Annotated in this window: 21 protein-coding genes and 1 pseudogene; 3 read left to right on the forward strand and 19 right to left on the reverse strand. The window is 61.1% G+C overall.

The features are described from left to right. Positions 1–11: 11 nt before the first annotated feature. The 9 genes from CAF63_RS18475 to arnB are packed head-to-tail and all read right to left on the reverse strand — an operon-like array spanning position 12 to position 10,407. Positions 12–1,631 carry a glycosyltransferase gene (locus CAF63_RS18475; RefSeq protein WP_178081305.1) on the reverse strand — a complete coding sequence of 540 codons (1,620 nt, stop codon included), beginning with the start codon at positions 1,629–1,631 and terminating at the stop codon, positions 12–14. Next, positions 1,604–2,983, reverse strand: a complete 1,380-nt coding sequence (locus CAF63_RS18480; RefSeq protein WP_085687173.1) for a UDP-glucose/GDP-mannose dehydrogenase family protein — start codon at positions 2,981–2,983, stop codon at positions 1,604–1,606. The genes CAF63_RS18475 and CAF63_RS18480 overlap by 28 nt, the downstream gene beginning before the upstream one ends. Continuing rightward, positions 2,980–3,384 (reverse strand): 4-amino-4-deoxy-L-arabinose-phosphoundecaprenol flippase subunit ArnF, encoded by a 405-nt coding sequence (gene arnF / locus CAF63_RS18485; protein ID WP_085610360.1) that lies wholly within the window; start codon positions 3,382–3,384, stop codon positions 2,980–2,982. Before arnF ends, CAF63_RS18480 begins: the two co-directional genes overlap by 4 nt. Beyond that, on the reverse strand, positions 3,381–3,725 hold the full coding sequence (gene arnE / locus CAF63_RS18490) for a 4-amino-4-deoxy-L-arabinose-phosphoundecaprenol flippase subunit ArnE (RefSeq protein WP_085687175.1): 345 nt from the start codon (positions 3,723–3,725) through the stop codon (positions 3,381–3,383). Before arnE ends, arnF begins: the two co-directional genes overlap by 4 nt. After that, positions 3,722–5,371, reverse strand: coding sequence for a lipid IV(A) 4-amino-4-deoxy-L-arabinosyltransferase (arnT, locus tag CAF63_RS18495; protein ID WP_085687177.1), 1,650 nt, complete (start codon positions 5,369–5,371; stop codon positions 3,722–3,724). Before arnT ends, arnE begins: the two co-directional genes overlap by 4 nt. Next, positions 5,368–6,252 carry a 4-deoxy-4-formamido-L-arabinose-phosphoundecaprenol deformylase gene (gene arnD, locus CAF63_RS18500; RefSeq protein WP_085687179.1) on the reverse strand — a complete coding sequence of 295 codons (885 nt, stop codon included), beginning with the start codon at positions 6,250–6,252 and terminating at the stop codon, positions 5,368–5,370. The genes arnT and arnD overlap by 4 nt, the downstream gene beginning before the upstream one ends. Further along, positions 6,252–8,243 (reverse strand): bifunctional UDP-4-amino-4-deoxy-L-arabinose formyltransferase/UDP-glucuronic acid oxidase ArnA, encoded by a 1,992-nt coding sequence (arnA, locus tag CAF63_RS18505; protein ID WP_085687181.1) that lies wholly within the window; start codon positions 8,241–8,243, stop codon positions 6,252–6,254. The genes arnD and arnA overlap by 1 nt, the downstream gene beginning before the upstream one ends. Next, the gene (gene arnC, locus CAF63_RS18510) at positions 8,240–9,262 is read right to left on the reverse strand and encodes an undecaprenyl-phosphate 4-deoxy-4-formamido-L-arabinose transferase (protein ID WP_085687183.1); all 1,023 of its coding nucleotides are present in this window, start codon (positions 9,260–9,262) and stop codon (positions 8,240–8,242) included. The genes arnA and arnC overlap by 4 nt, the downstream gene beginning before the upstream one ends. Then, the gene (gene arnB / locus CAF63_RS18515; protein WP_085687185.1) at positions 9,259–10,407 is read right to left on the reverse strand and encodes a UDP-4-amino-4-deoxy-L-arabinose aminotransferase; all 1,149 of its coding nucleotides are present in this window, start codon (positions 10,405–10,407) and stop codon (positions 9,259–9,261) included. Before arnB ends, arnC begins: the two co-directional genes overlap by 4 nt. 431 nt (positions 10,408–10,838) lie before the next feature. Here arnB and xerC point away from each other — a divergent pair, with 431 nt between their 5' ends. After that, complete coding sequence (gene xerC / locus CAF63_RS18520; protein ID WP_143492473.1) at positions 10,839–11,729, forward strand: tyrosine recombinase XerC; 891 nt, start codon at positions 10,839–10,841, stop codon at positions 11,727–11,729. Positions 11,730–11,755: 26 nt separating this feature from the next. Here the strand turns inward: xerC and CAF63_RS18525 are convergent, their stop codons facing one another. From CAF63_RS18525 to CAF63_RS18545, 5 genes and pseudogenes are all read right to left on the reverse strand, one after another. Continuing rightward, positions 11,756–12,811 carry an ABC transporter ATP-binding protein gene (locus tag CAF63_RS18525; RefSeq protein WP_085687189.1) on the reverse strand — a complete coding sequence of 352 codons (1,056 nt, stop codon included), beginning with the start codon at positions 12,809–12,811 and terminating at the stop codon, positions 11,756–11,758. Next, positions 12,808–14,403 carry an iron ABC transporter permease gene (locus CAF63_RS18530; protein ID WP_085687192.1) on the reverse strand — a complete coding sequence of 532 codons (1,596 nt, stop codon included), beginning with the start codon at positions 14,401–14,403 and terminating at the stop codon, positions 12,808–12,810. Before CAF63_RS18530 ends, CAF63_RS18525 begins: the two co-directional genes overlap by 4 nt. Positions 14,404–14,406: 3 nt before the next feature. Continuing rightward, positions 14,407–15,420: an iron ABC transporter substrate-binding protein gene (locus CAF63_RS18535; RefSeq protein WP_085687194.1), complete on the reverse strand. Its 1,014-nt coding sequence runs from the start codon at positions 15,418–15,420 to the stop codon at positions 14,407–14,409. 308 nt (positions 15,421–15,728) lie between these two features. After that, a pseudogene (locus tag CAF63_RS18540) lies at positions 15,729–16,209 on the reverse strand (phospholipid carrier-dependent glycosyltransferase); the annotation flags it as partial. 115 nt (positions 16,210–16,324) lie between these two features. Then, positions 16,325–16,975, reverse strand: a complete 651-nt coding sequence (locus tag CAF63_RS18545; protein ID WP_085687196.1) for a histidine phosphatase family protein — start codon at positions 16,973–16,975, stop codon at positions 16,325–16,327. Between the two features lie 327 nt (positions 16,976–17,302). Here CAF63_RS18545 and CAF63_RS18550 point away from each other — a divergent pair, with 327 nt between their 5' ends. Beyond that, a complete protein-coding gene (locus CAF63_RS18550; RefSeq protein WP_085687198.1) occupies positions 17,303–18,616 on the forward strand; it encodes a HAMP domain-containing sensor histidine kinase in 1,314 nt (437 codons plus the stop codon). Here CAF63_RS18550 and CAF63_RS18555 read toward each other — a convergent pair. The 5 genes from CAF63_RS18555 to CAF63_RS18575 form a co-directional block, all read right to left on the reverse strand. Beyond that, entirely contained in the window at positions 18,574–19,125 is a 552-nt protein-coding gene (locus CAF63_RS18555) for a membrane integrity-associated transporter subunit PqiC (protein ID WP_085687200.1), read from the reverse strand. The genes CAF63_RS18550 and CAF63_RS18555 overlap by 43 nt on opposite strands. 16 nt (positions 19,126–19,141) lie before the next feature. Next, a complete protein-coding gene (locus tag CAF63_RS18560) occupies positions 19,142–20,797 on the reverse strand; it encodes an intermembrane transport protein PqiB (protein ID WP_085687202.1) in 1,656 nt (551 codons plus the stop codon). A 96-nt stretch (positions 20,798–20,893) separates the two neighbouring features. After that, positions 20,894–22,195 carry an FAD-binding oxidoreductase gene (locus CAF63_RS18565; RefSeq protein WP_085687204.1) on the reverse strand — a complete coding sequence of 434 codons (1,302 nt, stop codon included), beginning with the start codon at positions 22,193–22,195 and terminating at the stop codon, positions 20,894–20,896. Beyond that, entirely contained in the window at positions 22,192–23,280 is a 1,089-nt protein-coding gene (locus CAF63_RS18570) for a polyamine ABC transporter substrate-binding protein (protein WP_085687206.1), read from the reverse strand. The genes CAF63_RS18565 and CAF63_RS18570 overlap by 4 nt, the downstream gene beginning before the upstream one ends. Positions 23,281–23,429: 149 nt before the next feature. Continuing rightward, on the reverse strand, positions 23,430–24,788 hold the full coding sequence (locus CAF63_RS18575) for a glutamine synthetase family protein (protein WP_085687370.1): 1,359 nt from the start codon (positions 24,786–24,788) through the stop codon (positions 23,430–23,432). 162 nt (positions 24,789–24,950) lie between these two features. Between CAF63_RS18575 and CAF63_RS18580 the strand changes: the two genes are divergently transcribed. Further along, the gene (locus CAF63_RS18580; protein ID WP_085687208.1) at positions 24,951–25,859 is read left to right on the forward strand and encodes a helix-turn-helix domain-containing protein; all 909 of its coding nucleotides are present in this window, start codon (positions 24,951–24,953) and stop codon (positions 25,857–25,859) included. The last annotated feature ends 16 nt before the right edge of the window (positions 25,860–25,875 follow it).

Below are 25,875 nucleotides of genomic sequence, written 5' to 3' on the forward strand. Positions count from 1 at the left end.
CGTCATGAAGGTTAAGGCGCCAGCCACAGCAACACATAATCGTTTTTATCGAAACGACCGCTCAATACCGGTTGCAATGACCCCAGTGACGTTCCTTGCAAGGCGTGCAAATCGTTGCGGTCCATCATCAGCCACGCCGGTCCCTTGAGTGCTTCGAGCTCTTGCGTGGTTTCGGTGAACAGCGGTTGCAGATCCTGCTCGATGTTGACCATGAACTTGATCGCCCTGGCGTCCTTGCCCATGCCGTGCAACACCAGCGGCGCAGGGTTTTGCCGGACCTGCGCAAACGCGGCGCGACTGAACGCGCGGGTGTCGTAGAGCTGACGTTCCACGGGCTCGAACACCAGTGCATACACCGACCAGACTGCCAGAACCGCGCTGAGCGCCAGTATTTCCGCCCGCCAGCGCACGAAGAACAGCCGGGACAGCGCGGCCAGTTGCAACGTACCCAATACAATCAGAATCAGCGTCAAGCATGTCGCGGTTTCGGGAAACCGGCGTTTGGCCCACAACAAAACCACGATCAGCAGTCCCGGAACCAGCAGCCAGAGCCCCTGCATACCGACGCGCAGCCAGGCAAACACCCGGCCATGCAACACCTGAAACGGATACGCCGCAATGATCGCCGCCATGGGCAACATCGGCAGCAGGTAGCGGGCCTTTTTCGCCTGTGGAATCGACAGCCCGAGCATCACGATCAACCCCGCCGCGGCGCAATACTGCACCAGTCGCAAGGCCGGGCCGCGTTGTCGGGGTTTGCTCAGCCACGCCGCCGCGAGTGCCAGCAAGGCCAACGGATACGCCAGCGCGTAGTTGCCCAGTGAGCTGGTGAAGTAATACAGCGAACCGCTGACGCCCTCGCTGCCGTCCATGCGCCCCATGAACTGCATGCGGATCACGTCCTGACGAAACGCCGGCCCACCGCTGACATCCGCCAGCCACAACAACAGCGCGACGCAAGCGGCCAGCAGCAGCGAAGCCAGCACGCCGAAGATCAACAGGCGCGACCATTGGCGATCCAGCAAGTAATAACTGCACAGCATGCCGGTCGGCACCACCAGCCCGATCGGCCCGCGAATACCGAACCCCAACAGCAACAGAATGAACACCAGCGGCCAGCGTCGACCGGCAGCGAAATGGTCATGGGCATAACCGAGGTAGAACACTGAAAACGCCACGGCGGCGAGCATCAGATCCTGCGACACCGCCCGAGTCTCGGTGATGAAGGTGCTGGTGAGCATCAGCAGCGCGATACTGACCACCGCCCAGCGCACAGACGAGGGCGCGAGCAAGCGATACATCAACGTCACGATCACCGCGCCGGCGGCAGCGCTCGGCAACCAGGCCGTCAGGCTGTTGACCGTCCCGAACGGAAGCGACAACAGCCAGATGAACAAGGTCGACAGCGACGAATAATCGGCGTACGGCTCACCATAGGTGGTGGGAAAAACACTGGGCCCGTGGCGCAGCATTTCCTGGGCGAACAACACAAACCGAGAATCGAAACCGATGGGCGCCTGCCCGTATCCCCCGGCGATGAACAGCAAAAGCGCCAGCAGTCCTGCGATCAGGGACTGCCGGCGGATGGCAGGGGACAACGTGATCAAGCGACATCCGAGGTGTGCGGCCATTGCTGCAACGGAATCGGCAAGGTGCGCGATTCGCCACGGCCCATCGGGAAGTAATGGAAGCCGTTGCGGGCCAGGCGTTCGGCGTCGTACAGGTTGCGCCCATCGAAGATCACCGGGGCCTTGAGGCGTTGCTGGATCAGGTCGAAGTCCGGCGCCTTGAACTGCTGCCATTCGGTGCAGATGATCAGCGCGTCGGAACCGGCCAGTACCGATTCGGGCGTGCCCATCAGCATCAGCTTCGTTTCGTCCGGGTACAGATGCTGGGTTTCCTGCATCGCTTCCGGGTCGAACGCGCGTACGTTGGCGCCGGCGGCCCACAGCGACTCCAGCAAGACCCGGCTCGGCGCGTCGCGCATGTCGTCAGTGTTCGGCTTGAAGGCCAGGCCCCACAGGGCGAAGGTCTTGCCGCGCAGCTCGCCCTTGTAGAACGCGTTGATGCGTTCGAAGAGTTTGTGTTTCTGCCGCTGGTTGATCGCTTCCACCGCTTGCAGCAAGTCGCTGGAGCAGTGTGCCTCTTCAGCGCTGTGGATCAGCGCGCGCATGTCTTTGGGGAAGCACGAACCGCCGTAACCGCAACCGGGATAGATGAAGTGGTAACCGATTCGGCTGTCGGCCCCGATGCCCTGGCGCACCGATTCGATGTCTGCCCCCAGGTGTTCGGCCAGCTCGGCGATCTGGTTGATGAAACTGATCTTGGTCGCCAGCATGCAGTTGGCGGCGTACTTGGTCAGCTCGGCGCTGCGCAGGTCCATGAACATGATGCGGTCGTGGTTGCGGTTGAACGGCGAATACAGATCGCGCATCACGTCGCGCACTTCTTCGCGTTCGCAGCCGATGACGATCCGGTCCGGCCGGCGGCAGTCGGCGACGGCCGAGCCTTCCTTGAGGAATTCCGGGTTGGAGACGATATCGAACTGCAACAGGCGTCCGGCCTTGAGCAGCGCTTTGTCCAGATGGGTGCGCAAGGTGTCGCCGGTGCCGACGGGTACGGTGGATTTTTCCACCAGAATCAGCGGCTGTTCACGGTGGCGAGCCACGGCGTCGCCTACCGAGAGCACGTAACGCAGGTCGGCCGAGCCATCTTCTTTCGACGGGGTGCCAACGGCAATGAACGCGACCTTGCCGTGCTGCACTGCGAGTTTTTCGTCGCAGGTGAATTGCAGACGTCCGGCGTCCAGGCCTTCGCGGACCAGGCTGGCCAGCCCCGGCTCGAAAATGCTGACGTGGCCCTGGCGCAGCAGTTCGACTTTTTTCTCGTCGATGTCCATGCACACCACGTCATGGCCGACCTCGGCCAGCACGGCGGCCTGCACCAGGCCAACATAACCGCTACCAAATACTGTGATTTTCATGGCGAACTCCTCAATTCGGGCGCACGGGCCGGACGAGTGTTGATGGTGATGACCCCGAGCATGACCAGCGCCACGCCCAGTGATTTGGAGAAACTGAAGGATTCGTTGAACAGCGGCAGGCTGGCCGCCAGCAGGTACACCAGCGCATAGCTGATGCTCAGCAGCGAATAGGCCCGGCCCAGCGGCAGATCGCGCAGGGCGGCGAGCCAGCAGAGCATCGAAAGGGCATAGGCGAAGATCGCCGCGAGCACCACGGCCAGCGCGTTTGAATCGACGCTGGGCATGGCCAGCCACTGATCCGGCCGGGGCAGGCGCGTCATGCTCCAGCGCATGCTCAATTGCGCCACGCTGACCAGCAGCACACTGGCCAGGGCGAAGACGATTCCACGACGTGAGTTCATGACTGTTGCCCCAACAGCGCCACGCCACCAATCACCAGCAACACGCCGAACCAGTGCTGAACGTCGACGGGCTCCTTGAATGCGAAGCGGGCGATGAGGGTGATGATCACGAAATTGAGGCTGAGCATCGGGTAGGCGATGCTGACCGGCAGGCGCTGCAACACCAGCAGCCACACCAGCAGACCGGCGCCGAGGGCAAACAGCGCCAGCCACAGCCACGGCGAGCGCACTTTGCCCGACCACGACAGGCTTGCGCCGCGCCAACTCTCGACGGCGAATTTCTGCGCGACCTGGCCCAGGCAGGTCAGCAGGCAGGCGAGCAACAGCAGCCACAGGCTCATGACGCCTCCTGCGGAAGAATCATGATCACCAGGTTGCCTTGCTCATAACGAACGCCGTCCTTGGGCAGTCTGTCGAGTTCGTCCAGTTCGTCTTGCCCCTTGACCCGCATCACCACGCCGACCGAACCGGTCTTGCGGGCTTCGCGCATCCACTGTTGCACCTGATCGGGATCGACCCGTTGGTGAATGCCGTCAGGATAGGCAAGGCCATATTTCAATTCGCCTATCGTGTTGTACATCGCCACCTGGGGGCGTTTGACCCGCCAGGACAGGGCCGACGCGGCGCCCAGGTCGTTGCTCAACAGGTGCGTGGTAGCCGCCAGTTCCGTCTGGTGGGCGAGGACGAACTGGTCGGGCATCTTGTTCGCCACCACCGATTTGGGCAGTGCCGCCGGCAGCAATGCGATCAGCAGCAGGCTGCCCACGGCCGGCGCCGCCCAGCATTGCAACGGGCGGAAGGCTTGCAGCAGGTTGCTGATGATCCAGCCGGTCAGGGCGATGAACACCAGCACCAGGCTGTGCAATTCGTGGTCGTACAGCGGACGCTTGAGCTGCACGTAAACCAGCCCGATCAGCGTGACGATGCCGAGCAACAGGTTCAGCAGGCCATTGAGGCCCAGCGCCCGACCTTGCTCCAGGCGCAAGCGATCGGCCAGCGCATGGCCCATCAGCAACGCCAGCGGCAGCAGACACGGCAGGATGTAGGTCGGCAGTTTGCCGTTGCTCACGCTGAAGAACAGCAGCGGCATCAGCAGCCACAGGCCGAGAAAGGCGATGCTGGTTTCGCGGCGGGTCTGCCACGCCTGTTTCAGCGCCACCGGTAGCATGCCGACCCACGGCAGACTGAATGCCACCAGCAACGGCAGGTAGAACCACCATGGCGCGTCATGCTGGGCGTCGTCGCCGGCAAAACGGCGGATGTGCTCGTGCCAGAAGAAGAATCGCCAGTAATCCGGCTCCTGCGCGTGCACCGCCAGGACCCACGGCAGGCTGACGATGATCGCCACCGCGATGGCCAGTGGGCCGTAAATCAGCAAGTCCTTCCAGCGCTTTTGCCAGAGCATCCACGGCAAGGCGATCAGCACCGGCAGCAACCAGGCGAGAAAACCCTTGGTCATGAAACCCATGCCGCAGGCCAGTCCCAGCACCGCCCAACCGGCCATGCGCTGACCGTTGGAACGGCTGTCGAGGGCAAACCACAGCGCCACCAGACTCAGGTTGACCCACAAGGTGAATTGCGGGTCAAGGTTGGCGTAACCAGCCTGGCCGGCGACGATGGTGAAACTCATGTAGAGCAGGGCGCAGACGAAGCTTTTGCGCCGCTCGTTCCACAAGCGGCGGGCGATGAGGAAGCACAGCAGCACGCTCAGCCCGGTGCTCAGGGCCGAGGCAAACCGCACGCCGAACAGGTTCTGGCCGAACACGGCCTGCCCGAGGGCGATCATCCAGTAGCCGGCCGCCGGTTTTTCGAAGTAACGCAGGCTCATGAAATGCGGCGACACCCAGTTGCCGCTCAGCAGCATTTCCTGGCTGATTTGCGCATAACGGGTTTCGTCGGGGATCCACAAACCGTGACTGCCCAACGGCAGCAGATAGGCCAGCAGGAAAACCCCCAGCAACAGCGGCAATGCCCAGCGTTTGCTCATGCGCCTTGCACTCCCAGCCAGCCTTCGCGGCCTTCGAGGGCGCCGCGTTGCACACGGCCGACCGGCAGGGTGTTGAGAAACTCGGGCAACAGATCGCCCAGAGGCTGGAACCGGATATCTCGCTGGCGTGCATCGGCCAGCAGTCGACGAAAATCTTCGGCCATCAGAATCCCTTCTACTTCGGCATGAATGGTGTAGACGTTGAGGTTGTCCGGGCGGAACCGGTCGAGGATGAAGGCGTTGAAATCCTTCGCCGCCACACTCGGCCCGACCACTTCATCGAAGGTCGGCAAATCCACCGGAATCTGCGGCGCCCCGACCGAACCATCGGCCAGCAACGGACGAAACAGCCGCTGCCCCCGGCAATCGCTGTTGTAGCGAAAGCCGAAAGCCTGCTTGGCTTCGATCACACGTTCGTCCGCGCGCCAACCGGCGGCGGCCGAACAGGTGACTTTTTCACCCAGGATGTCGCTCAAGGTGTCGACGCCCTGGCGGATCTGCTCGATCAGTTGCGCATCGCTCCAGCGTCCGGCATTGGCCTGCCAGCCGTGGTGATCCCAGGCGTGCAGACCGACTTCGTGGCCGGCGGCCCGGGCCTGACGCATCAGGTGTCCGAGGTCGCGACCGATCGGTTTGCCCGGCCAGGCGGTGCCGGCCAACAGAATGTCCCAGCCGTAGAGGCCGGCGGCGTTGGAGCGCAGCATTTTCCAGAGGAATTGCGGACGGATCAGGCGCCACAGATGCCGACCCATGTTGTCCGGGCCGACACTGAAGAAAAACGTCGCCTTGATCTGCGCTTCATCGAGAATCTCCAGCAAGCGCGGCACGCCTTCGCGGGTGCCGCGAAAGGTGTCGACGTCGATGCGCAAACCGGCCTGCATCAACGCTTGCTCTCGATTTCGGCCATCGCTTCACGCAAGAAAAAGTCGAGCGTGTTGCCGATGGTCTCGCGCATTTCCACGGTCGGCGTCCAGTCCAGCAGGCGCTTGGCGTTGGCGATGCTCGGTTTGCGGTGCTCGACGTCCTGGTAACCGGCGCCGTAGAACGCTTTGCTTTCCACATCGCGGAAACCGGCGAACGGCGGGAAGTTGGCGCGCAGCGGGTGAGCCTCGAACTGGCGCAGCAGCTCTTCGCCCAACTGACGAATGCTCGCTTCGTTGTCCGGGTTGCCGATGTTGATGATCTGGCCGTTGCAGACATCGTTGTCGTTATCGATGATTCGCGCCAGCGCCTCGACGCCGTCGGCGATGTCGGTGAAGCAGCGTTTCTGCTCGCCGCCGTCGAACAGTCGGATCGGCGTGCCTTCCACCAGATTGAGGATCAATTGGGTGATGGCGCGGGAACTGCCGATGCGCGCCGAATCGAGGCGATCCAGCCGTGGGCCCATCCAGTTGAAGGGACGGAACAGGGTGAAATTCAGGCCTTTGGCGCCGTAGGCCCAGATCACCCGGTCCAGCAGTTGTTTGGACACCGAGTAGATCCAGCGCTGCTTGTTGATCGGGCCGACGATCAGGTTGGAGGTATCTTCGTCGAAGTGCTTGTCCTGGCACATGCCATAGACCTCCGAGGTCGACGGGAAGATCACGCGCTTGTCGTATTTGACGCAGTAGCGCACCAGCTTGAGGTTTTCTTCGAAGTCGAGCTCGAACACCCGCAGCGGGTTGCGCGTGTATTCGATCGGCGTGGCGATGGCCACCAGCGGCAGGACCACGTCGCATTTCTTGATGTGGTACTCGATCCACTCCGAGTGAATGCTGATGTCGCCTTCGACGAAGTGAAAACGCGGGTGGCTGCGCAGACGGTCGATGGCGTCGGAGCCGATGTCCAGGCCATAGACTTCGTAGCGCTCGTCACGCAGCAGGCGCTCGGACAAATGGTTGCCGATGAAGCCGTTGACACCGAGGATCAGCACCCGTGTACGGCGCGGGCCACGGCCGGATTCGGCACCGCGCAGCAGCGAGCCGTCCACCAGACCGAGTTCATTGGCCAGTTGCGGGCCGCTCAGGTACAGGCCGTTGTCGTTGCGCTGGCCGGCGTTGATCACCAGCGAATCTTCACCGCAGGCGATGCGCAGCGGATCGACACTGATGACCCGGCCCGGCGCCTGGCCTTCGTTGCCCTTGACCACGTCGGCGCTCCACACGATCAGCTTGTGCTCGCCCACGGCGCAGAAGGCGCCCGGATACGGACGGGTCACGGCCCGCACCAGGTTGAACAGTTGCTCGGCCGGTCGGGCCCAGACCAGTTTGCCGTCCGCCGGAGTACGACGACCGAATACCGTGGCTTTGGATTCGTCCTGCGGGGTCTCGGTGAACTTACCTTGGAGCATGGCCGGCAAGGCGTCGCGCAACAGATCGCTGGCGGCAGTGCGCAGTTTTCCGTGCAGGCTCAGCGCGGTGTCGCTGCGTTCGATGGCCACGCGTTGCTGGGCGACGATCGCGCCAGCGTCGGCGCGTTTGACCATGCGGTGCAGGGTCACGCCGGTTTCGGTCTCGCCGTTGACCAGCACCCAATTGGCTGGTGCGCGGCCACGGTAGCGCGGCAGCAAGGAGCCGTGCAGGTTGAACGCGCCTTTTTTGGCCAGGGCCATCAGCGGCTCGCTCAGCAGGTTGCGGTAGTAGAACGAGAAGATGTAATCCGGATCGAGCTTGGCAATCCGCTCGATCCACAGCGGATGGTTGGCGTCTTCCGGCGCGTGCACCGCAATGCCCTTGTCGGCGCACAGTTGCGCAACCGAGGCATAGAACGTGTTTTCCTTCGGGTCATCGGCGTGAGTGAACACCGCTGCAATGTCGTAGCCGCTGTCGAGCAGGGCTTGAATGCCGGCGCAGCCAATATCGTGGTAAGCGAAGACAACGGTTTTTGCACTCATGAGAGAACCTGATCAGACGTGGAGTTGGAAGTGAGGCCGTCAACGGTGATGGCGGGTGCCGGCGTGGCGGGATGCCCGCGCAGGACTTTTTCAATGAAGAAACGCGGGCGGGCGCGCACGTCGCTGTACATGCGCCCCAGGTATTCACCCAGCAGGCCCATGCCGATGAACTGGCCGCCGGTGAACACGAACAGCACGGCGAACAGCACGAACAGACCGTCACCGGCCCAACCGGCGCCAAAGGCCAGGCGCATCACGATCAGCGCTGCGGCAAACAGCACGCCGAGCCCGGCCATGGCGAAACCGACGATGCTCAACAGACGCAGCGGGGTGGTGGTCATGCAGGTGATCAAGTCGAACATCAGATTGATCAGGCGCATCGGGCTGTATTTTGAATCGCCGTGTTCGCGCTCGGCGTGGGCCACGGTGATTTCGGTGGTGTGGCGGGCGAAGCTGTTGGCGAGGATCGGAATGAACGTGCTGCGTTCGCGGCACGCGAGCATCGCGTCGATGATGGTGCGGCGGTAGGCGCGCAACATGCAGCCGTAGTCGCTCATGGCGACGCCGGTGGAACGCTGCACGGCGAGGTTGATCAACTTCGACGGATAGCGGCGCAGGGCCGAATCCTGACGATTGCCGCGCACGGTGCCGACCACGTCGTAGCCTTTTTCGGCTTCGGCTACCAGGCGCGGGATTTCTTCCGGCGGGTTCTGCAGGTCGGCGTCGAGGGTGATTACAACGTCGCCCTTGCACTGTTCGAAACCGGCCATGATCGCTGCGTGCTGGCCATAGTTGCGGTTGAGAATGACCGCCACGAACGGGCTGTCCTCGACCAAGGCGGCGTCTTCGAGCAATTGCGCGGAGGCGTCGCGGCTGCCGTCGTCGACCAGCACGATTTCGTAGTCGTGACGCAATTGCTGGCAGGCGGCCTGGGTGCGGAGCAGCAGTTCCGGCAGGCTGTCTTCTTCGTTGTAGACCGGGATGACGATCGACACGCAATGAATCGGATAAGGTCTCACGGGCGTTTCCCCATCAGGTGTTCAATGGCCCCGACGACCCGGTCCAGATCCTGGTCGGTCATGTCGGGAAACAAGGGAATCGAGCACAGCCGCGCCGAGTTCCACTCGGTGTCAGGCAGGGACAAGTGCGGGTCACGCTGGCGATACCAGGTGTGCAGGTGAGTGGCGATGAAGTGAATGCCGGTGCCGATGCCTTGATCCTGCAAACCTTTTATGAAGGCTTCGCGGTCCATCCCGCAGCGTTCGCTGTCGATGCGCAGGATGAACAGGTGCCAGGCGTGTTGTTGCGCGTACTGCGGAACGGCCAACGGTTGCACCGGCAGGCCTTCGAGTTTTTGCAGGTATTGCTTGGCCAGTTCTGTACGACGGGTGTTGATCGCGTCCAGACGCTCCAGTTGCACCAGCGCAATGGCGGCGTTGATGTCGGCCAGGTTGTATTTGAATCCCGGCTCGATTACTTGGGCCTGGGGCTTGCGTCCGTGGGTCAGGCGGTCGTAGGCATCGACGCCCAGGCCATGAAACTTGAGCATGCGCACGCGGTTGGCCAGGGCTTCGTCGTCGGTGACGAACATCGCGCCTTCGGCACAGGTCATGTTCTTGATCGCGTGGAACGAGAAGATCGCGGTGCCTTGCGAACCCACGTGACGTCCCTTATAGCGGGTGCCGGCGGCATGGGCGGCGTCTTCGATCACGGCGATGCCGTGCTTGTCGGCCAGCGCGTAGAGCGGATCGAGATCGAATGCGGCGCCGGCGTAATGCACGGGAATGATCGCTTTGGTGCGCGGCGTGATGGCGGCTTCGATACGCGCGGCGTCGGTCATCAGAGTGTCGCGGTCGACATCGACGAACACCGGCGTGGCGCCGAGCAGGGAAATCATGTTGGCGGTGGACACCCAGGTCTGCGACGGGGTGATGACTTCATCGCCGGGGCCGATTCCCAACGCCAGCAGGGCAATGTGCATCCCGCCAGTGGCAGACGAAAGTGCAACCGCATGCCGGCAACCGACGTACTGCGCAAACTGTTCTTCAAGTGCCTGGTTTTTCGGCCCGGTGGTGATCCAGCCGGACCGCAGTACTTGCTCTACGGCGGCAATTTCTTCGTCGCCGATACTGGGGCGAGAGAAGGGGAGAAACGCCTGACTCATGCACACCTCATTGCAAAGAAAAAAGAAATAGATCCATTGAATGATTGGATCCAATCAAAGCGTAGACGCGAAAAAATCCCTTGCATCAATAAGTTGCCAAGACGACATAACGTCGGGTTCGGTTGACTTTTCAGGCATTGCCCGGCAGGTTGGGCGGCGCCGGCACAGGACTCAGTGGAATTAAGGTTATGCCCGTTTTTGTGAAAGGAACATGAAAAACCGGTCGGCGAATCGTTTATCTGAAACCCATACAGCCACTGTTCAGACTTCTACCGTTTATCGCGGTTTTTAGTAGAAAAGTCCTACGGAAGTGTTCCGCTTATATTAAGAATGTTGCAGTTGTTAGTTGCTGTGTTGAACTGCTTTTACTCAAGGCCCGACGTTTGATTGACTTACCCGTTGCATCCCCCGACACACTGAAAACCAACCCGATGACCGTGTATCTGGCGCGTCTGGCTCCTTCCAGCCAGCTCACCATGCGTTACGTCTTACAAGATGCCGCCGACCGTCTCGGTTTCGAAGACATGAACGTCGAAGAGATTCACTGGCATGCCTTGCAACCGGAAGATGTCGTTGCGTTAGTCGCCGCATTGCGCGCCGACAATTACGCGCCAAATACGTCTTCGCTTTATGTAAACGCTATTCGCGGCGTGATGAATGAAGCCTGGCGCATGAGCCTGATCAGTCAGGAACATCTATTGAAGATGCGTTCGGTCAAGGGCATTGCCGGTACACGACTGTCTCAGGGGCGCAATTTGAAGCGCACGCTGATACATGAATTGATGGAAGTCTGCGCGGCCGATCCGCGACCACAAGGTTTGCGTGATGCGGCGGTGATTGCGCTGTTGTACGGCACCGGCATGCGCAAGTCGGAGTCGGTGGATCTGGACTTGAATCAGGTGGATTTCACCGAGCGCAGTCTGTGCGTCACCGCCAAAGGCAATAAACAGCTGATCAAATACGCGCCGGCCTGGGCGTTCGCCAAATTGAATGCCTGGCTGGAGTTTCGTCGCTCGGAACTCAAGGAAGGCGAGAGCGACGACGCGTTTCTGTTCAACCGCATTCGCCGCGGCAGCCACATCACCCGCGAGCGCATCACCAAACACGCGATCTATTACATCGCCCGCCAGCGCGGCACCCAGGTCGGGGTGAAGATCATGCCCCATGATTTTCGCCGCTCATTCATTACGCGGGTGATCGAAGAGCATGACCTGTCGATTGCCCAGAAGCTGGCCCATCACAGCAATATCCAGACGACCGCCAACTATGACGTGCGCGACGACAACGAACGGCGCCGCGCGGTGGATCGCTTTGACCTGTAGCTTTGACCTTTAGCTTCGATCTGTAGTCAGGACGTCGAAAGCACATGCGCCGGTCCCGAGACCGACAGTTGCACCGCGCTGCCGGCCGGCGGCGCGTGCATCCCCGTGCTGCGTACCAGCAATGAGCGTCCGCAAGCCGGTTGAGTCGGCGCGTGCAGCTCGACGGTCAGGGTGCAGGTGTTGCCGCCGAAATCGCGTTCTGTGACCACGGCATTGCAGGTGTGGGCATCGTCGGCATCAGACAGCCGCAACTGTTCGGGGCGCAACATGATCTGCGCGTCACCACAAAAACCGTTGCTGTTGACCGGGATCCGGCCCAGATCGCAAAGCGCCCAGCCGGCTTCGATTTGTGCGGGCATGACCACCGCCTCGCCGAGAAAACGCGCAGTCTGCTCATCGTCGGGGTAACGGTAGAGGTCCATCGGGTGTCCCGATTGCACCAGCCGGCCGTCGCGCATGACGGCCAGTTGATCGGCGAACGACAGCGCTTCGCTCTGATCGTGGGTCACCAGAATCGTGGTTACACCGGCGTCTTCCAGAAGGCGCGCGACCATTTTGCGCATGGCGCCGCGCAGACCGGTGTCGAGAGCGGAAAACGGCTCGTCCAGCAGCATCAAACGCGGTTGCTGGGCCAGTGCCCGGGCGAGCGACACCCGCTGTTGCTGGCCGCCGGACAGTTCGTGGGGCCAGCGCTTGGCCATGTTGGCGTTCAGGGCCACGCTGTCCATCAGCGCCTGAATGCGCTCGGTTCGAGTGCTACCGGTTTCTGTCAGTCCGAAACCGATATTGTCCGCCACGGTCATGTGCGGGAACAGCGCGCCATCCTGTGGCACATAACCGATCTGCCGTTGGTACGCGGGCACGGCGTGGGTGCTGTCGACCAGGGTCTGGCCATTGAGCGTGAGGCTGCCGGCGTCGGGGAATTCGAACCCGGCGATCATCCGCAACAGGGTGGTCTTGCCGGATCCGGACGGGCCGACGATCACCGTGCGGCTGCCGGTCGGGACAGACAGGCAGATATTATCCAGCGCCGTTTGCGCGCCAAAGGATTTGCTTAAGGAAATGATTTCGAGAGCGTTCATCGGCCGGCACTGCGCCTGGATTGGTGATAGAGGATGGCCGTGAGCGGCAACGAAAGCAGCACCATCAGCAGCGCGTAAGGTGCTGCGGCGGCGTAGTCGATTTCGCTGGTCATGGCCCAGAAACCGGTGGCCAGGGTGCGCGTGCCGTTGGGCGCGAGCAGCAGGGTCGCCGTCAGTTCATTGGTGATCGCCAGAAACACCAGCGCCGCACCCGCTGCCGCACCGGGCGCCGCCAGACGCAAGGTGATCAGCCACAGGGCGCGCAGGGGCGAGCGCCCGAGGCTTTGCGCGATGTTTTCCAGCTCCACCGGCGCCTGTGCAAACCCGGCGCGCAGGCTGACCAGCGCGCGGGGCAGAAACATCAGCAGGTAGGCCAGCAGCACGGTAATCGTGGTTTGGTAGATCGGCCGGGCGAAGTGGATGGTCACGGTGACCAGCGCCAGCGCTACGACAATCCCCGGCAGTGCGCTGGTGATGTAATTGCAGCCTTCGAGCAGGCGTTGCAGCTTGCCGGGAGCGCGGATCGACAGCCACGCAATCGGGATTGCCGCGAGGCTGGTCAACAGTGCACCGGCCACGCCGAACGACAAGGTTTGCAGCAGCGCCGGCAACAATTCGCTGCCTTGCCAGACCTCGGCGCCACCGGCGATCAGCCATTTGCCCAAGGTCAGCAACGGCACGCCGAGGGCCAGCAGACAGGTCAGGGTTTGCAGACACAGACCCAGCATCGCGGTGCTCCGGCGCAAACGCACGGTTCGTTGTTCGCGGGCACTGCCGGAACCGACGCGGGCGTATCGCGCCTGCCCTCGGGCACTCGACTCGACCGTCAGCATCACCAGGCAACACAACGCCAGAACGCTGGCGAGCATGTTGGCGGCCGGGCCGTTGAAGGTGGATTTGAACTGGTCGAAAATCGCCGTGGTGAAGGTGTCGAAGCGGATCATCGCGTACAGGCCGTACTCCGCCAGCAAGTGCAGACCGACCAGCAACGCACCGCCGCAGATCGCCAGACGCAATTGCGGCAGTACCACCCGAAAAAACACTGCCCACGGCCTGAGGCCAAGGGATTCGGCGACGTCTTCAATCGCCGGATCGAGGCGGCGCAACGTCGCGGCAATCGGCAGATAGAGGAACGGAAAATAGGCGATCACCGACACCAGCACCCCGGCCGGCAATCCATTGATCGACGGAATCAGGCTGATCCACGCGTAGCTGTGTACGAAGGCCGGCACCGCCAGCGGCGCAACGGCCAGCAGCGACCACAGCCGGCGGCCCGGCAGGTCGGTGCGTTCGGTCAGCCAGGCCAGCGTGATCCCGAGCACGATGCAGATCGGCAAGGTGATCACCACCAACAGCACAGTGTTGATCAACAGTTCGGCCACCCGGGGGCGAAAGACCAGCGCTTCGATGGTCGCCCACCCGGTGTACCACGACACGCCGATCACAAACGCAATCGGCAGCAGCGACAGCAGCGACACAGCAATCGCGAGCACGACCACCCACGGACTCCCACGCCCGTTGAGGGCGCGGGTTCTGCGTGACAGGTTGGCGGAGGGCGCCGCAGCGATCTCCGCAGGCAGCGGTTCGGGCATCAATTACAGCAGTCCTGCCTGGGTCATCAACTCGACGGCTTTCTTGCTGTCGAGCTTCGATGCATCGACTTTCGGCGCGTCCAGATCCTTCAACGGCACCAGTTTCGGGTTGGAACCGGCGTCCTTGCCTACGGCGTATTCAAAAGAGTTGCCGGTGCGCAGCACTTCCTGGCCCTGCTTGCCGGTGATGTATTGGAGGAACTTCTGCGCGTCTTCCTGGTGTTTGCTGGAAGCCAGCACGCCACCACCGGAAATACTCACGAAGGCACCCGGATCCTGATGTCTGAAGTAGTGCAGGGCGGTGTTCTTGCTGTTTTCGCCGGTCTTGGCCTGATCGACGAACGCGTAATAGTGATAGATCACGCCGCTGTCGACTTGCCCGGCGTTCACTGCTTTGAGCACCGAACTGTTACCACGGTAGGCGGTGAAGTTGGCTTTCATGCCTTTGAGCCATTCGAGGGTGGCGGCTTCGCCTTTCTGTTCCAGCACGGCGGCGACGATGGCCTGGAAGTCCGCCCCCGCAGGCGACGCAGCCCAGCGACCTTTCCAGGCCGGGCTTGCGAGGTCCATCAGGGATTTGGGCAGGTCTTTTTCCGGCAGTTTGGCCGGGTTGTAGACGAACACCGTGGAGCGTGCGGCGATGCCGACCCATTGGCCGTGGGCCGGGCGATACGCCGCGTCGACTTGCTCGAGAGTCGCCGGGGCCACGGGTGCGAACAGCTTGGCGTTGTCCACCAGCACCATGGCCGGGGAGTTTTCCGTCAGGAATACATCTGCCGGAGACGCCGCGCCTTCTTGCACGATCTGGTTGCCCATTTCCGTGTCATCGCCGTTGCGCACCGTGACCGGAATCCCGGTTTCTTCGGTGAACCCGGCCACCCAGGCCTTGGTCAGGGTTTCGTGCTGGGCGTTGTAGACCACAAGGCCCACGGAATCGGCAGCGAAGGCCTGTCCAGCAGCGAGCAGCGCGGTCGCGAGGGCGGCCTGTTTCAGAAACGACGGAAGGGATGGACTCATGGCGTGACAGCTCCTGTTTTTAGACGTTATGGGCAAGCACCCGCGCAGGTTTCAATGCGAATGATTTGCATATGTTGGCTGGCTGGCAATGTAGAGAGGCAAATGAGAAAAAAACGTCAAAGAAACCGTTAATACATGTCATTGCCATTCAGGTTAGCAGTCACTTGAGAGGAACGCCGGGCAATGCCCGGCGTTGTTTTGCAGAAGATTTGCGAGGGGACAGCGTGGGAACGCAGAACCGCTGTATGCGCAGCCGGGCGCGTGCCGGTCAACAGGTCATGGCTGGCTCTGTGGAAAGATGAAGATCTGCCCATGCCGCAGGCCACGCCCAGCAGTGCCCAACTGCCCAACCGGGCGCGCGGGTTACGAGCGTCGATGGCAAACCACACGGCCACCAGACTCAGATTGACCCACAGGGTGAATTGCGGATCGAGGTTGCATACCCGGCCTGGCCGGCAATCAGCCCGAAGCTCATGTACAGCAGTGCTCTGGTGCTGCTGATTCGCGGGCTGTTCCACAGCTGGCGCGCCATCAAGTAAGTCAGCCAGACACTGGAATGCCCATGAAATGCGGGGCCACCCAGTTCCCGCTCAGCAGCATTTCCTGGCTGATCTGGCCGTAGCGGGTTTCATCGGGGATCCACAGACCGTGGGTCATCAACGGCAGCAGATAAAACACTACAAAAGCCAGGACCAGGCAGGGGATGGCCCAACGCTCGATCGAAGTAGCTGGCCGGGTTTGCTGGAAATGACGGGCAGCGTGTCGCAGCGGATTGTTTTCAGACGTCATGACAAAGCCTTGTGTCGCGCGAATGGAATAAATGTCTATTAAAAATAAACGAAGGCTGGTTCGGATTAGTTGAGGTTGAAGTTTGTGCTTGTGATGTAAAAAGGCAGAAAGATGATCAAGGGCGAACCGCAGGCCATGCGTCGGCATTCATGATGCCCAACACTTTCAACTGTCCCTTTTCATTAATGCGAACAAACAAGGTGCTGCCATATTCAGCGCCGGCCGCGTGAGGGAAACCGGTCTGTTTTTCGAAGTCGCTGATGCAGCCACTGTGGGTGACCAGTACCAGATTGTGTTGTGCAGCCTTGTGCGCGACCACGTCATCACGCAGCGTCGGACCGCAGGTCGCCAGCCAGTCCTGGGTACTCGCATCCTGGCCGAACATGAAACGCGCCGTTTGTGCGGTCCGGGTCAGCGGGCTGCTCAACACTTGTGCCTGCTGCATGCCCAGATGCACGAAACCTTTGCCAACCGTAGCCGCTGCCGTGCTGCCCACTCGGGTGATGCCGTCCGCCGGCCCGAGGCAAAGGTTGTCCGAGCGATCACAGCGTTCGGTGTGCCGTACCAATGCGACCACCTCACCGGCCTGCCAGGCCTTTGTCCATTCGGCGGTGATGGCTTTGTCAGCGTGCGCCAGATCGAGGGGCGTTCTGGGCCACCAGACAAAGCCGCTGACCAGAGCCGCCGCCAGTACCGATCCCGTGACCGTCAACAAGGTGCGAGGGCGCCGCGCCCGGCGCTGTTTGTAAGTCGCTGCTAATTGCATGTGTCCTTCCACGGTCCGCCGATGAATATCGCCGGGATGAATGTCCGGCGATTTAATCAACTTCAAAAATGGCTTACTTGAATGCTGGCTGAACATTAAGTTTGAGCGCGTGGGGCGGCAGTGAAGAACTTGTGAAAAATTCGCCAGTCTGTGAAAAGTGCAACTAATCGGGTAATTGATAAATAAACTCAAATCCTCGTTTTGTTTCAAAAGAGCCATACCCAATGTTGACGTTTGCGGTGAAGCTGGTGGCCTCCGGCGCTGAAAACAGTGAAGGCCTGTAGCTGTCCGGAACGTCTTGAACCCGTGGTGGAGTCGTCGAAACGAATGGATCTCAAGCAAAGCCTCACTAAACGGATCGTCATCGTGTTCGCCTTGATGAGTGCCTTCGTGGCCGGGGTGTTTGCGCTGGGAATCGTGGCCACGGTGCATGTGGTGGAACACCGCTTGACCACCACCACGTTGAGCGGCGGTCTGCACCGGTTGCTGGCGATGGATGACATCAGTCGCTGGAGCCATCGACCGGAGAAAAGTGAACTGTTTTTCTTCGAAGGCGGGCCCGGTCCGATGGCGCTTGTCCCGTCGCTGGCGGCACTGTCGCCGGGTTTTCAGGAAGTCATGTTCGACGGCGACGATTTCTTCGCCATGGTCGAGGTCGTGGGGGGACGAAAATATGTGTTGCTGCGCGACCAGGAAAGTCTCGAAAAGCGTGAGAGGCTGCTGTTTATTGTGGTCACTGTCGGATTCATCCTGAGCATCCTGTTGGCGATAGCGCTCGGGCGATTGCTTGCGCGGCGGGTGATGGCGCCGGTCATACGTCTGGCGCGTCAGGTCCGCCACCGCGATCAGTTACTGGTGCTGGCACCCCCATTGCACCCCGATTACGCGGCGGATGAGGTCGGGGAGCTGGCGCTTTCTTTCGATCAGACACTGGGCCGTTTGCGCGAAACACTGAACCGCGAAAAGCTGTTCACCAGCGATGTCAGTCACGAATTGCGCACGCCGTTGATGGTACTCGGTGGCTCCTGCGAGTTACTGCTGGCCAATCCATCGCTCGATACCCGTTCTGCTGCACAGGTCAATCGCATCGCCCGGGCCAGCCATGAAATGCGCCAGTTGGTCGAGACGTTTCTCATGCTCGCCCGCGCGCAGGAAGATGGTGGCGGTGACATCTGCGTTTCGCTCAACGATGTCGCGCAGGCGCAGAGTGAAATCTGGGGGCGACTGGTGCGGGAAAAGGGCCTGGATTTTTTCTGTGACATCGAACCGGGTGGCGACGGGCGTTACAACCAGACTTTTCTGCAATCGGTGATGGGCAATCTGTTGCGTAACGCCTGGCATTACACCGATAGCGGTTTTGTCCGGTTGATCGTCAGGGAGGGCGGATTTGTCGTCGAAGACAGCGGCATCGGCATTCCCGAGGCGCGGCGTCAGGCGATGTTCCAGCCATTCGTGCGCGGCGACGAGCGTCGTGGCGAAGGGCTGGGTCTGGGGTTGTCGCTGGTGCAGCGGATTTGCACCCGTGAAGGCTGGCAGGTGGAACTCGTGACCCGGGAGCCCAACGGTTGTCGATTTACCGTCACGCTGAAATCTGCGAGTCAGGATGCCGGTGGGCAACCCCGCGAACTGCCGGCGGCCTGACTGATCATGGCGGCCAGGCGCCTGACGTTGTTCTGCTGGGCTGTCACCAGATCGTCGATGGTTGGCCCGGAGGGCGTCTGCAAGACGGACCGGCAGGCGACCAGACCATTGTCACCTGCGTCGGCCTGGCGCAAACGCCATTTGACGTCGATCAACCCGTATTGGCCGGGAATGGAATCGAAACGTTGCACATCAATGCGTACCGACACCTTACGCTGGCCGCCGGCATTGCTCAGCTGATCCGCCAGAGCACTGCGCAATTCATCGCCCAGGCTGGCGCCCCACCATTCTGTTTCAAGAATCGCCAGGCCGCTGTTGCCCTGGCGGATGACGATCTGCGGCCGGTCGACCTGCGGCGGGACGCTGATGCCTTCGATGGTGATTTCACCGGCTGACTTCCCGGCCGGCGGCTGCGCCGGGGTCAGCGTGTGGAAGCTGATCGGGTCGCTGCGGCAGGCACCCAACAGCAGGCATGCAGCGAGCACGGTGAACTTCAGCGGTAAAGCCATGGGACAGCTCCTGTGCTCAGTTGCGTGGCGGCCCTTTCAGATCCGACGGCGCGGCGTTGTCGGGACGGCCACGAATCAGCGATTCCGGATGGCGACCCAGATAATCGGACAATTCACGCAGCGAACGTGACATGCGTCCGAGTTCGTCGAGGGTGCGGGTCAGTTGTTCGCGTTGCGGCGAATCCTCGGCCAGGGTCGAGCTGGCCGATTGCAGGGTCTTGCTCACGTCGGCGAGGGTGGTCTGCACACCGGGCAAGGTCTTGGCATTGAATTGGGTCAGGCCTTTGCGCAATTCCACGAGGTTGCTGTCGAGGTTGCCGGCGATACGTTCCACCGGCAACTTGTTGAGCTTGTCGATCATCGCTTCAAGCTTTTCCTGCAACTGTTCGAGACTGCCTGGGAGAGTAGGAATGGCAATCGGTCGGGCACTGGCATCGAACGGGACTTTCTCTGCCTTCGGAAAGAAATCCAGTGCGATATACAGTTGGCCCGTCAACAGGTTGCCGCTGCGGGCCTGGGCGCGCAGGCCATTTTCAACGAAGGTGCCGATCAGGCGCACGGCCGCCGCTTCGTCCTCGGGATCATGCTTGAGCACCTTGAGCATTTTGATATGAGCCTGGCCCAGGCGCTGCGGATAAATCACGATCCCGACATTGACCGGGAAGCTGCGTTTTTTCTCGTCGAAATCCAGATTGACGCTGACCACACGACCGATTTCAACACCGAGGAACTCCACCGGGGCGTCGACCTTGAGCCCGCGCAAGGCCTGATCAAAGCGCAGGGCCAGGTATTGCGGTTTGCCGTTGGGCGGGGCGAGGGCGGCAACCTGATCGTCGAACAGATCGAAGGTCTTCTGCTCGGCGGCGGCCACATCATTGGGGCTGTATTCCGGCGCACGGAAGGCGATACCACCGACCAGCAACGTCGACAGTGATTCGGTCTTGACCGCGAAACCATTGGCGCCGACGTTGACATCGATCCCGCTGGCATTCCAGAACCGGGTGTTTTCGGTCACATAGGCATCATTGGGCGCATGGACGAAAATCTCGATGTCCACGCCTTTGCCGTCAGCATCCAGCGCATAGGCGACGACTTGTCCGACCGGAATCTTGCGGTAATAGACCGGGGAGCCAATGTCCAGTGATCCCAGGTCCTGGGTGTGCAGTTTGAAGCGTTTGCCCGGCTCGCCGTAGGTGATCGGCGGAGGGTTTTCCAGGCCTGCGAAATGTTTGGAGCGGCTGTTGGACTGACCGATGTCGGCGCCGACATAGTCGCCCGAGAGCAGGGTGTCGATGCCTGACACGCCACCGGCACCGATGCGCGGGCGCACGACCCAGAATTGCGAATCCTTGCGGGTGAAGGTCTCGGCCTGCTTGGACAATTTGATCGTGGCGTTGACGCTTTTCTGGTCGTCGCTCAACTCGACATCCGTTACGTGGCCGATTACCACGTTGCGGTATTTGACTTCGGTCTTGTTGGCGGTCAGACCGCTGCCGGTCTTGAAGGTGACAACGATGGTCGGGCCTTCCTGCATCAGGTTGTGCACCACCAGCGAAATGCCCACCAGCACCGCGACGATGGGCACGATCCACACCAGCGAGATACTGAAACGCCGGGTCTTGATCGGCGCCTGGCCGGGTGTTCGCGGTTGATCGGCTGCTGACGACTCCATCCATGACCTCCAGGGTTTATTGGGCAACGAGCGTCAGGAACGCAAAAGCACCTCATCAATATAGAAGTGCTTCGCGATAGAGCAAATGTTGAGGCGTCAGCCGAGCATTTCCCGCAGGCGATACCAGAACATGCCCAGTGCCAGCAGTGGCGAACGCAGCGCCGGGCCGCCGGGGAAGGTCATGTGCGGCACATTGCTGAACACGTCCATGCCTTGGCTGTGCCCGGCATGAATCGCTTCGCCCAGCAGTTTGGCGCACCAGTGGGTGACGTTCAGGCCGTGGCCGGAATAGCCTTGGGCATAGAACACGTTCGGGTGTTGCTTGAGTCGACCGACCTGCGGGAAGCGGTTGGCGGTGATGCCGATCTTGCCGCCCCACTGATAGTCGATGTGCGCATCCGCCAGTTGCGGGAACACCTTGAGCATCTTCGGTCGCATGTAGGCGGCGATGTCCGCCGGATCCCGTCCCGAATAATGGCAGGCGCCGCCGAACAGCAAGCGCCGGTCTGCCGAGAGCCGGTAATAATCGAGGCCGACTTTCTGGTCGCATAGCGCCAGATCCTGCGGGATCAGCTCGGCGGCGCGCTCCGCTGACAGTGGTTCGGTGGCGATGATGTAACTGCCGGCGGGCAGTACCTTGCCGCTGAGTCGTTGTTCGAGTTCGTCCAGGTGCGCATTGCAGCCGAGCACCAGGTTGCCGGCGCGTACGGTGCCGCTCTGGGTGCGCACTTGAACGGTCGGTCCATGGACGATTTCCAGCACAGGGCTCTGCTCGAAAATCCGCACCCCGAGTGAGGCTGCCAGCCGCGCTTCGCCCTGGACCAGATCCAATGGGTGCAGGTGCCCCGAGCCCATGTCGATCAGGCCACCCTTGTAGACGCCCGCGTTCACTACTTGTCGGCGGATGTCTGCGGGGGCGACCAGATGCGTTGCATGGCGGTAACCCAGCTCCGCCAGGCTGTCCTGCTCGGCCTTGAAGGCGTCGAACTGCGCCGGCGTGTTGGCCAGTTCGCAGAAGCCCCAGCGCAGGTCGCATTCGATGGCGTTGTCGGTGATGCGCTGGCGCACCAGCTCCACCGAATCAATCCCGGCCCGGTGCAGGTAGCGCACGCCTTCGCTGCCGACATGCCGGGCGAAACCTTCGACGTCATGACCGATGCCGCGAATCAACTGTCCGCCGTTGCGCCCGCTGGCGCCCCAGCCGATGCGCCGCGCTTCGAGCAGGATCACCGAGAGCCCGCGTTGCGCGAGTTCGATCGCGGTGTTGACGCCGGTGAAGCCGCCGCCGATCACGCAGACATCGGCGATCAAGTCGCCATCCAGTTGCAGATACGGGGTGCTGGTCCGGGCCGAAGCCGCGTAGTAGGAGTGGGCGTGTTCCTGGGTGTACTGATTCATTTGTTCGACTTCACTTTGCTCCAGGAACGGGTCATCAGACGCATGATCGACTGGGGCGGGGTAGAGGAGATGTAGAGCTTGTCGAGGACTTCCTGGGACGGGTAGACCTCGGGGTTGTTGACCAGCTCGGCATCCATGAATTGCTTGGCCGCCGGGTTCGGGTTGGCGTAACCGACCGAGGCGCTGACCTTGGCGATCACTTGCGGATCGAGCAGGTAATTGATGAAGGCGTGGGCTTCCTTGGTGTTGCGGGCATCGGCGGGAATCGCCAGCAGGTCGAACCACAGGTTCGCGCCTTCCTTGGGAATCGAGTAAGCGATGTTCACGCCGTTCTTGGCTTCCTTGGCGCGGTTGGCGGCCTGGAACACGTCGCCGGAGTAACCGAAAGCCACGCAGATGTCGCCGTTGGCCAGGTCAGACACGTATTTCGAGGAGTGGAAATAGGTGATGTACGGCCGGATGCTCAGCAGTTTCTCTTCGGCCTTCTTGTAGTCTTCGGGTTTCTCGCTGCGCGGGTCCATGCCCATGTAGTTGAGGATCGCCGGGAACACTTCATCGGCCGAGTCCATCATCGACACACCGCACTGGGTGAGTTTCTTCAGGTTCTCCGGTTCGAACAGCACGGCCCAGGAATCGATGTGATCGATGCCCAGCACTTGCTTGACCTTGTCGACGTTGTAGCCAATGCCGTTGGTGCCCCACAGGTACGGCACTGAGTGTTCGTTGCCCGGGTCGTTCTTCTCAAGCAGGGCCAACAGTTTCGGGTCGAGGTTTTTCCAGTTCGGCAGTTGCGAGCGATCCAGTTTGAGGAACGCGCCGGCCTTTACCTGACGGGCGAGAAAGTGGTTGGACGGCACCACCACGTCGTAGCCGGTGCGGCCGGCGAGCAGTTTGCCTTCGAGGGTTTCATTGGAGTCGAAGACGTCGTAGATCACCTTGATCCCGCTGGAGGACTGGAAGTCGGCGAGGGTGGTTTCGCCGATGTAATCGGTCCAGTTGTAGACACTGACCTGGGGTTGGGCGAGGGCTCCGGCACTGCACGCCAGGGCCAGGGCTGCGGGGATCATGGATTTCAACAGACGCATATCGACACCTCTTCGATTGATCGTTCCCACGCTCTGCGTGGGAATGCAGCCCGGGACGCTCCGCGTCCCAAAGCGGACGCAGAGCGTCCATTGAGGCATTCCCACGCAGAGCGTGGGAACGATCGTTGGGTTGGTTGTTTTTGTTTTGGTTAAACGCTCAGCAACAGGAACTCGCGCTCCCAGGAACTGATCACTCGCTTGAAGTTTTCATGCTCGGCGCGTTTCACCGCGACGTAGCCGCGCACGAACTTGCTGCCCAGGTATTGCGCGACGGTGTCGCACTCTTCCATCTGGGTCAGGGCTTCTTCGATGGTGATCGGCAGGCGCAGGTTGCGGCGCTCGTAAGCCCGGCCTTCGACGGCAGCGCTCGGCTCGACGCCTTCGACCATGCCGATGTAGCCGCACAGCAGGCTCGCGGCGATGGCCAGGTACGGGTTGGCGTCAGCGCCTGGCAACCGGTTTTCAACCCGCATCGCCTCAGGCCCGGAGGTTGGAACCCGCAAACCGACAGTGCGGTTTTCTTCGCCCCATTCGACGTTGACCGGTGCCGAGGTGTCCGGCAGGAAGCGGCGGAACGAGTTCACGTTCGGCGCGAACATCGGCAGCACTTTCGGAATGTATTTCTGCAGGCCGCCGATGTGATGGCGGAACAGATCGCTCATGCTGCCGTCGGCATTGGCGAAAATCGGCTTGCCAGTGGCGGTTTCCACCACGCTCTGGTGCAGGTGCATGGCGCTGCCGGGCTCATCGCCGATCGGCTTGGCCATGAAGGTCGCGGTGACGTTGTGCTTGAGCGCCGCTTCCCGCAGGGTGCGTTTGAACACGGTGATCTGGTCGGCCAGATCGAGTGCGTCGCCGTGACGGAAGTTGATTTCCATCTGCGCCGGGCCGTCTTCGTGGATCAGCGTGTCCAGATCCAGACCTTGCAGTTCACACCAGTCGTAGACGTCTTCGAACAGTGGATCGAATTCGTTGGCGGCGTCGATGGAGAACGACTGACGACCGCTTTCGGCGCGACCGGAACGGCCCAGCGGTGCCTTGAGCGGCAAGTCCGGGTCTTCGCAGCGCTGGGTCAGGTAGAACTCCATTTCCGGCGCCACGATCGGCTTCCAGCCTTTGTCGGTGTACAGCTGCAGGACTTTTTTCAGCACGTTGCGCGGCGACAGTTCGATCGGGTTGCCGAACTTGTCGAAGGTGTCGTGGATGACGATGGCGGTCGGCTCGATGGCCCACGGGATCACGTACACCGCGTCGCTCACTGGTTTGCAGACCATGTCGATGTCGGCCGGGTCGAGCAGGTCGTAGTAGATGTCGTCGTCGACAAAATCCCCGGTTACCGTTTGCAGCAGCACACTTTCCGGCAGGCGCATGCCTCGCTCATGCAGGAACTTGTTGGTCGGTGCGATCTTGCCGCGGGCGATGCCGGTCAGGTCGCTGACCACGCATTCCACTTCGGTAATCTTGTGATCTTTCAGCCATGTGAACAGCTGATCGAAAGGGGCATTCATAAAGACCTCGTCGTTGGTTTTGTTGACGCGGGGGAAGTGCGGTTTCATCTTTCGCAGGCTTCCCCTGTGGCGCGTTGACTACTATCTTGGGCGGGCCTTGACGTTCCATCTATCCACTTTCAGCAGCACCAAAGCGCACCAAAAGAGTGCGCAAGGTCTCCCATGACAACGTGTAATCCGCTCCAGGTTCAAGCTTTCAACACCGCCGATGTCACCGAGCAAATCCGCGCCACACCGGGTTGGGTCCAGCATTACCAGCAGATGTCGCCGGGGCATTTCGCCGGGCAGATTCGCTATCTGGATTTGCAGGGTGTGGAGGTTTACGAAGAACAGATGAACACCCGGGTCGAGCAGAATTTCAGCGCGCCATCAGGTGCTCTGGCGTTCTGTTTTGATCGCAGCGACAACGCGCTTTATCTGTTGAATGAAGAGAGCCGCAACATCTGGATCACTCCGGAGAACTACCAGGAAATCGCCGTGGTGTTCGGCCCCGAATTCGTCCAGCGCAACGGACTGGACGTGGCCAGGCTGGAAGGTCTGTTCATGGCGCCGCTCAATGGCGCGCAGAACGGATTGTTCAGCCGCTGGTTAAGCTCGACTCTCACGAAGTTGTCGCAATCCCTTGATCAGCCTAGTAAAGAGGCGCTGACCCAGCAGTTGTTGGAGGACTGTTTGTTCATCCTCGACAACGCGAGCGTGTGCCTGGATCGCGGTGGTCTGCAGCGTCGTGCCGAAGAGCGCACGACCCTTAAAAGAGTCGGGGAGTGGGCCGCGGACTCACCGGATGAAACCCTCAATCTGTTGGAATTGTCGCGGGTTGCAGGCGTATCTCTGCGCCAGTTGCAGCAGACCTTCAAGGCGTACACTGGGATGTCACCGACTCATTGGCTGCGGTTGCGCAGGTTGAATAGTGCGCGGCGGGAATTGCTCAAGTGTTCGCCTTCGGAGACTACGGTTGCAGAAGTGGCGATGAACTGGTCGTTCTGGCATTTGGGAAGGTTTTCAAGCAGTTATCGGGCGTTGTTCAAGGAATTTCCGAGTGAGACCTTAAAACGATCGTCGTCCTTGTAACGGGCACAGACCCCGC

The sequence above is a fragment of the Pseudomonas sp. B20(2017) genome, assembly GCF_002113125.1.
GTDB lineage: Bacteria > Pseudomonadota > Gammaproteobacteria > Pseudomonadales > Pseudomonadaceae > Aquipseudomonas.

Excerpts from the sequence above, each read along its gene's own strand:
- CAF63_RS18530 (WP_085687192.1), bottom strand. The coding sequence starts at position 14,403 with ATGCCCGAACCGCTGCCTGCGGAGATCGCTGCGGCGCCCTCCGCCAAC.
- arnA (WP_085687181.1), bottom strand. The coding sequence starts at position 8,243 with ATGAGTGCAAAAACCGTTGTCTTCGCTTACCACGATATTGGCTGCGCC.
- arnT (WP_085687177.1), bottom strand. The coding sequence starts at position 5,371 with ATGAGCAAACGCTGGGCATTGCCGCTGTTGCTGGGGGTTTTCCTGCTG.
- arnB (WP_085687185.1), bottom strand. The coding sequence starts at position 10,407 with ATGAGTCAGGCGTTTCTCCCCTTCTCTCGCCCCAGTATCGGCGACGAA.
- CAF63_RS18560 (WP_085687202.1), bottom strand. The coding sequence starts at position 20,797 with ATGGAGTCGTCAGCAGCCGATCAACCGCGAACACCCGGCCAGGCGCCG.
- CAF63_RS18555 (WP_085687200.1), bottom strand. The coding sequence starts at position 19,125 with ATGGCTTTACCGCTGAAGTTCACCGTGCTCGCTGCATGCCTGCTGTTG.
- CAF63_RS18570 (WP_085687206.1), bottom strand. The coding sequence starts at position 23,280 with ATGCGTCTGTTGAAATCCATGATCCCCGCAGCCCTGGCCCTGGCGTGC.
- CAF63_RS18525 (WP_085687189.1), bottom strand. The coding sequence starts at position 12,811 with ATGAACGCTCTCGAAATCATTTCCTTAAGCAAATCCTTTGGCGCGCAA.
- arnF (WP_085610360.1), bottom strand. The coding sequence starts at position 3,384 with ATGAACTCACGTCGTGGAATCGTCTTCGCCCTGGCCAGTGTGCTGCTG.
- CAF63_RS18550 (WP_085687198.1), top strand. The coding sequence starts at position 17,303 with ATGGATCTCAAGCAAAGCCTCACTAAACGGATCGTCATCGTGTTCGCC.
- CAF63_RS18580 (WP_085687208.1), top strand. The coding sequence starts at position 24,951 with ATGACAACGTGTAATCCGCTCCAGGTTCAAGCTTTCAACACCGCCGAT.
- CAF63_RS18475 (WP_178081305.1), bottom strand. The coding sequence starts at position 1,631 with ATGGCCGCACACCTCGGATGTCGCTTGATCACGTTGTCCCCTGCCATC.
- arnD (WP_085687179.1), bottom strand. The coding sequence starts at position 6,252 with ATGCAGGCCGGTTTGCGCATCGACGTCGACACCTTTCGCGGCACCCGC.
- CAF63_RS18575 (WP_085687370.1), bottom strand. The coding sequence starts at position 24,788 with ATGAATGCCCCTTTCGATCAGCTGTTCACATGGCTGAAAGATCACAAG.
- xerC (WP_143492473.1), top strand. The coding sequence starts at position 10,839 with ATGACCGTGTATCTGGCGCGTCTGGCTCCTTCCAGCCAGCTCACCATG.
- CAF63_RS18535 (WP_085687194.1), bottom strand. The coding sequence starts at position 15,420 with ATGAGTCCATCCCTTCCGTCGTTTCTGAAACAGGCCGCCCTCGCGACC.
- arnE (WP_085687175.1), bottom strand. The coding sequence starts at position 3,725 with ATGAGCCTGTGGCTGCTGTTGCTCGCCTGCCTGCTGACCTGCCTGGGC.
- CAF63_RS18545 (WP_085687196.1), bottom strand. The coding sequence starts at position 16,975 with ATGCAATTAGCAGCGACTTACAAACAGCGCCGGGCGCGGCGCCCTCGC.
- CAF63_RS18565 (WP_085687204.1), bottom strand. The coding sequence starts at position 22,195 with ATGAATCAGTACACCCAGGAACACGCCCACTCCTACTACGCGGCTTCG.
- CAF63_RS18480 (WP_085687173.1), bottom strand. The coding sequence starts at position 2,983 with ATGAAAATCACAGTATTTGGTAGCGGTTATGTTGGCCTGGTGCAGGCC.